Source organism: Gilliamella sp. wkB292 (assembly GCF_001690235.1).
GTDB classification, from domain to species: Bacteria; Pseudomonadota; Gammaproteobacteria; order Enterobacterales; family Orbaceae; genus Gilliamella; species Gilliamella apicola_F.
On sequence record NZ_LZGO01000083.1, the window covers coordinates 90,115 to 102,641 of the forward strand.

Here is a 12,527-nt window from a genome sequence, read left to right on the forward strand (position 1 = left end):
GAAAAGCGCATCTAAAAATAGATTGTCAAATGAATCTGTTGAGACAAAACGCCAATAAACATTGAGTAATACAAATGCATTTAACAATAAACCCAATAAAATGGATCGCATCATGATATCCTCTTTTGTCTATTCGGTAAGCACAACACAACTATCAATATCCCAACTAAGATTGACAATGTCGCCCCATGTTGGCATACCTTTACGATAACGATGTTCGTTTTGTAACTGCGCAATAATAATTTGCCCACTTGGTAATTTGACATGATAAATTGATAAATCACCAAGATAGGCAATTTCAACAACCTCACCACTCGCTACGTTGTAACCTTGTTCTGGAATTTCGTCACATAATTTAATTTTTTCTGGACGTAGTGCAACTTGAATAGGAACACCTTCAACCGCTGGTGAATCATAATCAACTTTTAATGGGTGTTTGATCATTGGGCAGTTAAGAATCAAACCATCTTCTAATGTTTCTTGCAAAATACCATCAAAAATATTGACTGATCCAATAAACTCAGCACTGTAACGGCTGTTTGGATGTTCGTAAATCTCTTCTGGTTCACCGATTTGTACAAATTGACCTTTATTCATAATGGCAATTCGTCCTGCCATCGTCATTGCTTCTTCTTGATCGTGCGTAACCATGACACAAGTTGCACCTACTTGTTCTAAAATGCTAACTACTTCAAGTTGCATACGGTCACGAAGTTGTTTATCCAAGGCACCCATTGGTTCATCAAGTAATAATAATTTTGGTCTTTTCGCTAGACTACGAGCCAAGGCTACACGTTGTCTTTGACCACCTGATAGCTGATGGGGTTTACGTTTACCAAATTGTTCCATATGAACAAGCGCTAACATCTCTTCAACGCGTTGTTTGATTTCGTGCGCATTTAATTTGTCTTGTTTTAAGCCAAAAGCAATATTTTGCTCAACCGTCATGTGAGGAAATAAAGCATACGATTGAAACATCATATTGATCGGGCGATTGTAAGGAGGAACTTGCGATAGATCCTTACCATCTAAAATAATTTGTCCGGAGGTAGGTTGTTCAAAACCAGCAAGCATACGCAATAATGTTGATTTTCCGCTACCCGATGCCCCTAACAAGGCAAATATCTCACCGGTATAAATGGTCAGGTTGACATCATCAACCGCATAATAATCATCATTAAAAACTTTAGTTAAATTTTTGATCTCCAGTAATGGAGTTATCATCTTTTTTTTAGGCTGTACCTGATTTGTTGTTTTATTGTTCACTCTTTTTTCCTCATAACAACAAGCCATAAAAAACGAGACGGAAAGATCAAATTAACCTCTCCGTCTATATCAGACTAGTAAATAGTGTAGTACCAAGAATATCGGTTATTTACCAGTTTTTAGTTTTGTCCACGTGCGGGTAATAACACGTTCAAGTTTAGGTTCTTTTACTTTTAAAGTGAATAATTTTTCCATTACTTCTGGTTTTGGATAAACCGCTGGATCGTTTTTCACTTCTGGTTTAACAAACTCATCATTAGCCGCTTTATTAGCACTCGCAAAGTTAACATCGTTGGTTACTTGCGCTGCAATTTCTGGTTTCATGACAAAGTTTAAGAACTCATGTGCTTCTTCTACATTTTCTGAATCTTTTGGAATAGCAAAAGTATCAAAGAAGACTAATGCCCCTTCTTTTGGAATTTGATAACCAATATGTACGCCGTTTTTCGCTTCGTTTGCTCTATCTCGGGATTGTAAAATATCGCCTGACCAACCTAAAATAACGCAGATATCGCCGTTAGCAAGATCTGTAATATATTGTGAGGAATGGAAATAACGAATATTTGGTCTCACTTTTTCTAACAACTCGTAAGCAGCGCCAGTGTAATCTTTTGCATCTGTACTATTTGGATCTTTACCTAAATATTGAAGAGCACTAGCAAAGATTTCGGTCGGTGCATCTAAAAATGCCACACCACAATCTTTAAGCTTTTCCATATTTTCTGGTTTAAATACTAAGTCCCAGCTATCTACAGGTGCATTATCGCCTAAACGTTCTTTCACCTTATCGATGTTATAACCAATACCCGTTGTCATCCATACATAAGGAATGGCATAGGTATTATCAGGATCATGGTTAGCCATCAATTTCATTAAATTAGGATCTAGATTTTTCCAATTTGGTAATTTACTTTTATCTAACGGTAAATAAATTCCAGATTTAATTTGTCTAGCTAAAAAGCTATCAGAAGGCGATACGACATCAAAACCTGAATGCCCAGCCATGAGTTTTCCTTCTAATGCTTCGTTTGAATCATAAACATCATAAACCAGTTTTATACCTGTTGATTTTTCAAAATCACTGATAGTTTGTGAACCGATTTGTCCTGCCCAATTATAAAAATGGACGACTCGATCTTTAGCTATTGCTGATTGAGATAACGCTAGTGAAACACCAGCTACGATTGAAAGAATTGTTTTACGTTGAGTAAACATGCTCACCACTTCTCCTCTAGTTTAGGGATATTACATGTTAGACACAAGCCCATTGGATAAACTCAATGGACCCCCAAATTTTACCAATAACTTCATTAAAAAGTATGGCGAAACCGAGGTAATCAGGCAATCACAAGTCATTAATAAATTTAATGAACGAGTAGAGCTAACCTTGCATTACGAGGGATAAAATACCTTTTTTTTTTGAGATGTCTACTTAAAATATCAAATATCCTAAGTTTCGGGGTTGAGTGACGATATTTTGACCGCTCAACCCACTGTTTATAATAAATTGACAATTAATTTAGCTGTTTTATTCGGCAGTCGCTTGCAAAATTTTGGCGTCTGCTTGCCAGACACGATATTTAACGGTTAAATCATTTGGTACATAAAAAACAATTGGTAAGCGACTATTATAATTTACCGTTCCGATATTGTTACCGATAGTTACAAATTGATTTTTATTAGCACTTTCTGGGCAAGCCATGAGTGTTGATATGCCATCTTTAGCTTTATCAACAACATAATACGAATATCCCCAACCTTTTAATTCTTGTTGTTTAATAGTCCCGCTAAGGCTATGCGCATTACAATCAACATTCATATCTTTACCAACTAACACTTCGACACGGGCACTATTTTCATCTTTTAATGCAGGAAGATGAATAGCATAGCGAGTATAGCCAGGCATGGCTTCTGGGAAAGGTGCTGTATCATTTGCATTCTGTACAACTTTAGATGATTTTGGTGATGTAGAACATGCAGCTAATGCAACACTCATCATCATTAATAACATTATTTTTTTCATTTTTACACCTCCGAAAAAAGTATAATGGTTAACACACAACATATGCTTTTTGAATCTTATTGCGTATAATAACATTTTCTAGACTAAATAATACGGTACAAAAATGCCAGCTGAAAAAAATACGTACGATTTACTGAAATTGATTTTAAACCTATTAATAATAGGATTACTAATCATTATTACTTATCGTGTAGTTGAACCTTTTTTGTTTGGTTTTTTTTGGGCGGTCATGGTGGTAATTGCCACTTGGCCATTAATGATAAAAATCCAACAAAAACTATTTAATAAACGCTGGTTATCACTGTTAGTCATGGCACTAATTTTGGCTTTCGTTTGTATTATACCATTTATATTAATTATTAGTAGTGTTGCACAAAATGGTCATTATTTAATTGAATGGGCCAGAACACTACCTCATCGTGAATTGCCGACATTAGATTGGTTAAGTAGCCTACCTATGTTTGGAAATGAATTACACCAAAAATGGTTAGAAATCATTCAAACAGATGGATCGGAGCTGATCTCCGATATCCAGCCGTATATCGGTATTTTAGTTGGATGGCTTTTAGAACAAGCCACCAATATCAGTATATTCATCTTCCATGCCGGTGTAATGATCATCTTTAGTTTATTATTATTTCTTAAAGGTGAAAGTATTACAAAATACGTCTATGTTTTTGCTAATCGTTTATCAAAACAGTATGGTAAAACAACCGTTACTTTAGCTGGTCAAGCAATAAGAGCTGTGGCTTTAGGTGTTGTAGTCACAGCTATCACATTGGCACTAATTGGTGGCATCAGTTTTGTGCTTACTAACATGCCCTTCCCTGGCATTTTGACGCTCATTTTATTTATCTGCTGTGTGGCGCAAATCGGTCCGGTTATTGTCATGATAGGCTGCATTATCTGGCAATTTTGGGATGGTAATACCATTTCGGCAATTGTGTTAATTTTTGTCGCGATTATTTTAACAACACTTGATAGTGTAATGCGCGCATATTTAATAAAAAAAGGCGCCGATTTACCGTTTTTACTTATTTTGTTTGGTGTTATTGGAGGAATACTCGCCTTTGGTATTATGGGATTGTTTATCGGTCCAGTTGTGCTAGCATTGACTTATAAGCTTATTGAATCATGGGTCGATGAACAAGCTTAACAATAAAGTTGATTAGTCATTAATCGAAGCTTGTCACAAACTTGATTTATGCCCTAATGTAAAGTAAAAAGGAGTATTATTTTCTGGTGTATTTTATGCTATGCTACTACATAGTCCAGTTATAATGATATTTAAATAATGAGAATACCTTTTATTAGATATAACCATCAAAAGCATCTTGATGATTTAGCAAAAATGCCTCAAGATGCTAGTCAATACCGCATTTTATTTGATCCAAATGCATATCGAATTGCTTTGCTCGAAAGTATTCACAAAGCACAACACCGAATTTACATAATAGCGTTATATTTAGAGCAGGATGAAGCAGGACAAGAAATTTTAAATGCACTTTATCAAGCAAAAAAACAAAAACCAAATTTAGACATTAAAATTTTTGTCGACTGGCATCGAGCACAACGCGGACGGTTTGGTGAAGACAAAAATCAAACCAATGCGCGTTATTATAATCAGATGAAACAGCAACATCCCGATATTGACATTCCGGTTTATGGTGTGCCAATTAATCGACGAGAAGTGCTTGGTGTGTTGCATCTTAAAGGATTAATTATTGATGATACAGTCATATACAGTGGTGCAAGCATCAATAATGTTTATTTACATAAATTTAATAAATATCGTTATGACAGATATCATCTTATCACCAATAAAACGTTAGCTGATTGCATGATAAAATATGTCAATGATAATTTTTTACCTTTTGATGGATTGCAGCGTTTAGATGGGGAACAACATAAAACCCGTAAACAAATTAAAGTTGAAATAAAAACATTACGCCAACACCTTAGTGAAGCAAATTATCAATATAAGGGCGATGCAAGTAACAATGAATTAACCGTCTCGCCTATTGCAGGACTTGGGCGCAATAATAGTTTAAATAAAATTATTCATCATTTAATTAATACAACACAACATAACGTTATATTTTGTACCCCTTATTTTAATTTACCCAATATTTTGGTTCGCGATATTATTCGATTACTTAGAAAGGGTAGACAAGTCGAAATTATTATTGGCGATAAAGAAGCAAATGATTTCTATATTCCACCAGATAAACCTTTTAATATTTCGGGTGGATTACCTTATTTATATGAAATCAATTTAAGAAACTTTATTGAACGCTTACAACCTTATATCGATAAACAACAATTAATTATTCGTTTGTGGAAAGATGAAGATCAAACTTATCACCTTAAAGGTGTTTGGGTAGACAATCAATGGATGCTTATTACAGGTAATAATCTTAATCCTCGTGCTTGGCGTTTAGATCTGGAAAATGGCATTTTAGTTCATGATCCTAAACAAGAGTTACAAAAACAAATTAAGCAGGAACTCGATACCATTCGTCAAAAAACGACATTGGTTACTCATTTCCAACAAATTCAAGCTAGTCAATTTTACCCAAAACAGGTACATAAATTGATTAAACGCTTAAGTCGCATTCGTGTTGATAGAATTATTAAACGTTTGTTATAACGTGTTAAACTAAATAAATTTAAATTAGTTGGTATTGAGATCAGTCATTACGTTTTTAATGCCCTGTTAGTCATGCAATTTAAATTATTTCATACTCAAATGTCGCGCTTTTTTTAATATTTTTTACAACATTTAACTGTGGGAAAATAAAATCGATGACTCACTCTCAAGATGTTTACAACGATTTCAGAAATAAAAAAATTAGTTGGTTGTTTTGGCAGTATGCTTTACCGGCAGTAATTGGTACTATTGTCAATACACTGTATAACATTATTGATGGTATATTTATCGGTCATTGGATTGGTCGTGAGGCACTGAGTGGGGCTGGTATTATTTTACCTGTAATGAACCTGACAGCAGGTATCGGTATGCTTGTAGGTATTGGGTCAGCGAGCCGCATATCAATTTTTTTAGGTCGTGGAGAAACGGATAAAGCCGAAAAAATTGCTGGAACATCGTTTATGTTAACCGCTGTTTTAAGTGGTATAACTTTAGCATCACTACTCTACTTCGTTGATCCCGTTTTACATTTTGTCGGCTCCAGCCCAACCAATCATCAATATGCTAAAGAGTTTTTGCAAGTATACTTGCCCGGCAGCATATTTATTACATTAACATTTAACTATAACAATATGATGCGGGCAAGCGGTTACCCATTTAAAGCAATGGTCACCATGTTTATTAGTGTCATTGCCAACATCATTTTAGCACCTATTTTTATCATTGGCTTTGGTTGGGGGATGCGTGGCGCAGCTTTTGCAACTACTTTATCGATGTTTATTAGCTTTTTATTTGTGATGCAGCACTTTATCAGTAAAAATAGCAATATTAAACTGTATCGATGTAACTTTAGATTTAATTTGATATATATTAAATCAATTTTATCAATTGGTATGTCACCTTTTGCGATGCAAGTCGCCGCTTCTATTGTGGTTGTGTTTATTAATTGGCAACTTACCCATTATGCTCCTTTGTCAAACGTTTCAAGTGATGATGCGATTGCAGGTTATTCCAATGCTAATCGATTAATTACATTGATTATTATGATTGTTATTGGTATCAATCAAGGAATGCAGCCAATTATTGGCTATAACTATGGTTCGAAAGACTATCTACGAGTTAAAGCCACTTTTTTCTATGGGGTCAAAGTTGCAACAGTCATTACTAGTATTGGCTTTATTTTAGGTTTTTTTGTTCCAGATGTATTAGTTCGTGCATTTAGTTCTGATGAGGATTTAGTGCACATATCGGCGATAGCTTTACGATATACAACATTATCTTTTGCTTTTGTCGGTTTTCAAATGGTTACCACGAGCTTTTTTCAGTGTATTGGTATGGCAAAAATATCAATTTTATTAAGTCTTTCCCGACAAATTTTGATTTTATTACCAACACTATACCTATTACCGTTATGCTTTGGATTAGATGGGGTTTGGGCCTCATCACCAACAGCAGATCTTTTATCAACTGGCGTTGCATTTACGGTACTATTTTGGTATTTCAAATCGATAAAAAGTCGCTGTCACACTAGTTAGTATTAAAAAATAAATTCATTACTTTTTTGATTAATACAAATTATGGTCAGTTTTAAGGTTAGAGATCAAAAACAAATTGGAATATCACCAACATCTGGGTCATCACATGCTTGAATAAAGTATTGCGTTGACTTTACATAGTTTGGTTCAACAAAAACACCTTGAATAAACATTAACCCTAAGTAATATTTTGCATGAACATCACTTTTTGCAGCAACTTCAAATAGTTTTATTGCTTGAACATAATCTGGTTGGGAACCATCATTATTTATATACATAAGAGCAAGGTCATTTTCAATGTTTAATTTGGCACTGTCTATAATCCATGATTTTGCATCATTATAATTTTTCTCAACGCCGTTACCATTTAAATACATCAAACCTAACATTACTTTAGCGCGATTATCGTTTTGTGCCGCTGATTTTTCAAACCAACTTTTTGCTTGCTGATAATCTTTTTCAACACCATACCCATTTGAAAACAATAAACCTAATTGCAATTGTGCACGTACATCACCTTGTAGCGCTGCTTTTTCATACCACATTTTTGCTTTAGCGTAATCTTGTTCACCAGCATACCCATAAAAATAATAACAGCCTAAAGCATATTGAGCATCAGCATTTCCTTGTTGTGCTGATGTTTCATACCATTGCTTAGCTAAGTGACTATTGTGATCAATACCAATACTATTTTGATACAATGTGGCTAAATCAAATTCTGCACTAGCATCACCTTGTAAAGCAGCAGCGTCAAGCCATTGTTTTAATTTAATACGATCTTGTATCTCATTACCATCAACGTATTGATATTGAATACCAAAATCATATTGCGGCTTTTCTGGTAAACTTTCAGCTGTCATTTGCAAAAGTTCATCATTAGTTAATTTTTTTAATTCATTAGCGTTGACTGTACTCACTGATAATAAAAGTAAAAGTAAAGCGTTTACATTTTTATTCATCTTTTAGTTCTAAACTCCATTACTTGAAATCCCAGTTGTTAGGTCATAACAATAGTGGCTTCAACTATCTTTAATTAAACACTTATTTAGATAAATGCGCTAACAGGTTATTTTATTCAAATACTATTTTTCATTGAATATACACATCTTCTATTTGATTATTGGCAAATTTGATGTTGAAAACCATTTGCACAAGCGTTTTGCAACCATTGCTTAGCTAATTTAGGATCTTTTTTGACACCTAAGCCATGTAAATACATTATCCCTAAATAATACTGGGAATGCGCAAAACCTTGTGCTGCACTCTGTTCAAAAAATTGTTTTGCTTTAGTAAAATCTGGCTTGATAACATAATTATTATAGCCACTCTTATCATCAACGCCATAATAGTAAATTTGCCCCAAGGCGCTGTTCGCGCGGGGTTGATTTTGATAAGCCGCATTTAGAAAATAATCTAATGAATATCCATTAAACTCGGTACTATCTAGACCATAAAAATCGAAATAAGCCACCATATATGATGCTTTAACATTACCTTGGTCAGCGGATTTCCAGTACCAATAATTAGCTTCAGTATAGTTTTTTAAAGGGACGCCATGCCCCATTCGATACATTTCACCTAGATAAAATTGTGCTTCATCACTCCCCATCAATGCGGAATTTTGGTACCACTGTTTGGCTTTAGTATAATCTTGTTCAACACCATAGCCTTTGTCATATAATAAGCCTAAGTTAAATGCTGCGTTCGCATCATTTTGTGCTGCTGCCTTTTCAAACCAGTGTTTTGCTGCTGTGTAATCTTGTTCGATCCCCTTACCTTTGGCATAAATCAGTCCTAACGCCAGTTGAGCACGGCTATTATCTTGTAACGCAGCTTTTTCAAACCACGCTTTAGCAACGGTCGAATTTTGCTCAACACCAATACCTTCAAGATAAAATTTTCCAATATTATATTGAGCATCAGCATTACCTTGAAGCGCCGCCTTTTCAAACCACTCTTTAGCTTTCTTATTATTCTGTTGTATTCCATTATTATTCTTTGAATATAATAATGCTAACTGTAACTGAGCGGTTACATCACCTTGTAACGCTAACTGTTCATTCAAGGCTAACATTTTAGCTTCATGAGATAATAGCGTTGTTACTTTTGATACATCATCTACACTTTCAGATTTATTTGTTGCTTTTTTTCGCCACTCTTTGGCTTTAGCAGGATTGGGGGCAACGCCTTGCCCTGTTTCATACAAATTAGCCAATGCTAGTTGTGCATCCATGTTATTTTTTAAGGCAGCTCTTTCAAACCACTGTCTAGCTTTTACATAATCTTGATCGTCATCATTCGCTGTTAAGTACAAACTTGCTAATTGCACCTGCGCATCATCATGCCCTTGCTGCGCCGCTTGTTCATACCACTGCTTAGCTTTAATAATATCTTGCGTAACACCATAACCATATTGATAAAATTTGCCCAAAGCATATTGTGCATTCACATTACCTTGTAAAGCGGCTTTTTCATACCATTGTTGAGCTTTAGTGAAATTAATCTCAGTACCTTGTCCCTTTTTATATATTTCACCTAGATAAAACTGATAATTAGAGTTGCCTCGTGAAGCTGCTTTTTCGAACCATTCATTAGCTTTAACGTAGTCTTGTTTAACACCTTTACCATTTTGATACATTAGACCTAAATTAAATTCAGCAAGATCACTAACTTTTGTTGCCGCTTTTTCAAAATACTCTTTGGCTTTCACATAATCTTGTTTTACCCCATCGCCATTTAAATAAAGTAATCCTAATTGCTCTTGCGGTCTTGAGTCAGGAAGTGCTGCACTTTTCTCAAACAACTCTTTAGCTTTGACAAAATCTTGTTTTACACCATTGCCATTTTTATACAGCATAGCTAAAAAGTATTGCGACAATTTATCATTTCGTTTAGCTGATTTTTCCAACCATTGCTTAGCTTGTACATAATCTTGTTCAGAACCAATACCATAGTAATAGTAGATACCTGTTTCGTATTCACCATCGAGATCGCCCTGTTCTGCGGCTTTTTCGAACCATTGTTTAGCTTTAGAAAAATTGACATCAATACCGTATGGCTCTTGATTGGTATAACTAAAAGCTAAAGATACCATTGCATTGATATCGCCTTGCAATGATCTTTTTTCATACCACTGTTGAACTTTAATATAATCCTGACTAAGATCATCAACATCTTCATTGTTATCTATTTTGTTAAAATCTGTCTGAGATAATCCTTGTTGACGTGCAGCCTCAAACCACTGATTAGCCAAATCTTCGTCTTGCTTTACCCCTTCACCACGTAAATACAGTTGCCCTAATTTATATTGAGCATAAGCATAGCCTTGCTTAGCAGATTTTTCGAACCAATTTTTAGCGTCAAGATAATATTGTGCATCTTCTTGTGCTTTTGCATAATTTATTATGCCTAAGTAGTATTGGGCTTTGGGATGATTTTGCTGAGCGGCAATATTAAGCCAATATTTGGCACCATCAATATATTGCATCTGCCCTATACCATAAAGTGCAAACTGCCCTAAATTAGCTTGAGCATCACTGTGACCTTTATTAGCAGCACTGGCAAACCACTTTCTCGCTAATCTATAATCTTTTATTACACCATATCCATTTTGATATAAAATACCCAAATAAAATTGCGCACTACTATCACCTTCAGCGGCTGCTTTTTCAAACCATTCTTTAGCTTTGGCGTAATTTTTTTCTAATCCTTCATCACCGATAAAATACAAAATTCCAACTCTAAATTTAGCATCATTGTCAGTTTGCGAAGTTAGCTTTTCAAATAATTCTTTCGCTTTTAGATAATTTTTTTCAACACCATTGCCTTCCTGATATCGAACCGCTAATTCATATTGTGCACTTGGAACTTGTTGTTCATAAGCTAATTGTAACAACTCATCTAATTTTAAATTTTCTTGATCATTGGCATGAACCAAATTTATTGACATGAGTAATAATATTAGTAGATATTTCTTCATTTCTTAATTTGTTCCTTGATTATTATTACCTCAGAAAACAATTTTATACCGGACAGCTTAAATTGTTTTATTATGATAAGCATAAACGATATAGAGAAAATTAGGAATCTAAAGATGTATTTATACATCAGGAAAGATTTTATTAAACATGGATTTGATGACAAAACCGTGTAATTGATTTTGCAATTAAAATAGATTTACTTTAGACCAAATGCTTTGGGGATTGATAGCTTATTTACAAATTTCGCTATCAAGTCCATTTTCACATGCTTTTTTGTACCAATTTTGCGCTTGTTCTGGATCTCTTTTTACCGCATTTCCATCTTCATACATGATACCTAAATTATACTGTGCTTCGGGTTGATCTTGAGCTGCGGCCCTTTCAAACCATTCTTTCGCCAATTTCAAATCTTTTTCAACGCCTTTGCCTTCATAATATATCCACGCTAAATTAGTTTGTGCTTCAGCATCACCTTGAAGTGCTGCCTTTTCAAACCACTCTTTTGCTTTGGTATAATTTTGTTCTATTCCTTCGCCTGTGTCATACATAATGCCTAAATTGAATTGAGCATCGACAAAACCTTGTGTAGCTGCTTTTTCGTACCATGTTTTTGCTTGAGTAAAATCTTGTTCAACACCTCTACCATTCTCGTACATCATGCCTAAATTAAATTGCGCATCAACATCACCTTGTGATGCGGCTTGCTCAAACCAGTTTTTAGCTTGAACATAATCTGGAGCACTTCCCATACCAGTATAGTAAATTTGTCCTAAATTGAATTGAGCCTCAACAATACCTTGCGATGCCGCTTTTTCATACCATTGCTTAGCTTTTTCATAGTCCGGTTCAACACCTTTACCCTGTTCATACATTACACCTAAATAAAATTGTGCTTCAGGATCGTTTTGTTCTGATGCTAATTTAGACAAATCGTTAATACTTAAATTTTTAATATCTTGTGCACTTACTGCATTAGTTAAAAATAAAAAAAATAAAATAATTGTGTAAAATTTTTTCACTTCTTATTCCTTAACTACGAGATAGTTATATTATTTAGATTATCGTATTTACAT

At 34.5% G+C, this 12,527-nt stretch carries 9 protein-coding genes; 3 read left to right on the forward strand and 6 right to left on the reverse strand.

Features of this window, described 5'->3' with window-relative positions:
• Positions 1 to 129: 129 nt before the first annotated feature.
• From potG to eco, 3 genes are all read right to left on the reverse strand, one after another.
• Complete coding sequence (gene potG / locus A9G09_RS12215) at positions 130 to 1,266, reverse strand: putrescine ABC transporter ATP-binding subunit PotG (protein ID WP_218056922.1); 1,137 nt, start codon at positions 1,264 to 1,266, stop codon at positions 130 to 132.
• Between the two features lie 105 nt (positions 1,267 to 1,371).
• Positions 1,372 to 2,481, reverse strand: a complete 1,110-nt coding sequence (locus A9G09_RS12220) for an extracellular solute-binding protein (protein ID WP_065635108.1) — start codon at positions 2,479 to 2,481, stop codon at positions 1,372 to 1,374.
• A 313-nt stretch (positions 2,482 to 2,794) separates the two neighbouring features.
• Positions 2,795 to 3,289, reverse strand: coding sequence for a serine protease inhibitor ecotin (gene eco / locus A9G09_RS12225; RefSeq protein ID WP_065635109.1), 495 nt, complete (start codon positions 3,287 to 3,289; stop codon positions 2,795 to 2,797).
• A 103-nt stretch (positions 3,290 to 3,392) separates the two neighbouring features.
• On the opposite strand from eco, the gene ydiK reads away from it, so the two are divergent.
• The 3 genes from ydiK to A9G09_RS12240 all read left to right on the forward strand — a co-directional run bounded on the left by ydiK (position 3,393) and on the right by A9G09_RS12240 (position 7,474).
• Positions 3,393 to 4,445 carry an AI-2E family transporter YdiK gene (gene ydiK / locus A9G09_RS12230; protein ID WP_065635110.1) on the forward strand — a complete coding sequence of 351 codons (1,053 nt, stop codon included), beginning with the start codon at positions 3,393 to 3,395 and terminating at the stop codon, positions 4,443 to 4,445.
• 138 nt (positions 4,446 to 4,583) lie between these two features.
• Positions 4,584 to 5,939, forward strand: a complete 1,356-nt coding sequence (pssA, locus tag A9G09_RS12235) for a CDP-diacylglycerol--serine O-phosphatidyltransferase (RefSeq protein ID WP_065635111.1) — start codon at positions 4,584 to 4,586, stop codon at positions 5,937 to 5,939.
• A gap of 155 nt (positions 5,940 to 6,094) precedes the next feature.
• A complete protein-coding gene (locus A9G09_RS12240) occupies positions 6,095 to 7,474 on the forward strand; it encodes an MATE family efflux transporter (RefSeq protein ID WP_065635112.1) in 1,380 nt (459 codons plus the stop codon).
• Between the two features lie 65 nt (positions 7,475 to 7,539).
• Here A9G09_RS12240 and A9G09_RS12245 read toward each other — a convergent pair whose 3' ends face one another.
• From A9G09_RS12245 to A9G09_RS12255, 3 genes are all read right to left on the reverse strand, one after another.
• A complete protein-coding gene (locus tag A9G09_RS12245) occupies positions 7,540 to 8,433 on the reverse strand; it encodes a tetratricopeptide repeat protein (RefSeq protein WP_065635113.1) in 894 nt (297 codons plus the stop codon).
• Between the two features lie 158 nt (positions 8,434 to 8,591).
• A complete protein-coding gene (locus A9G09_RS12250; protein WP_065635114.1) occupies positions 8,592 to 11,453 on the reverse strand; it encodes a tetratricopeptide repeat protein in 2,862 nt (953 codons plus the stop codon).
• A 231-nt stretch (positions 11,454 to 11,684) separates the two neighbouring features.
• Entirely contained in the window at positions 11,685 to 12,473 is a 789-nt protein-coding gene (locus A9G09_RS12255; RefSeq protein WP_065635115.1) for a tetratricopeptide repeat protein, read from the reverse strand.
• Positions 12,474 to 12,527 lie beyond the last annotated feature (54 nt).

Bases quoted from the DNA above. Each gene is read 5' to 3' on its own strand.
- A9G09_RS12240 (WP_065635112.1), top strand. From the start codon at position 6,095: ATGACTCACTCTCAAGATGTTTACAACGATTTCAGAAATAAAAAAATT.
- A9G09_RS12250 (WP_065635114.1), bottom strand. From the start codon at position 11,453: ATGAAGAAATATCTACTAATATTATTACTCATGTCAATAAATTTGGTT.
- eco (WP_065635109.1), bottom strand. From the start codon at position 3,289: ATGAAAAAAATAATGTTATTAATGATGATGAGTGTTGCATTAGCTGCA.
- pssA (WP_065635111.1), top strand. From the start codon at position 4,584: ATGAGAATACCTTTTATTAGATATAACCATCAAAAGCATCTTGATGAT.
- A9G09_RS12220 (WP_065635108.1), bottom strand. From the start codon at position 2,481: ATGTTTACTCAACGTAAAACAATTCTTTCAATCGTAGCTGGTGTTTCA.
- ydiK (WP_065635110.1), top strand. From the start codon at position 3,393: ATGCCAGCTGAAAAAAATACGTACGATTTACTGAAATTGATTTTAAAC.
- A9G09_RS12245 (WP_065635113.1), bottom strand. From the start codon at position 8,433: ATGAATAAAAATGTAAACGCTTTACTTTTACTTTTATTATCAGTGAGT.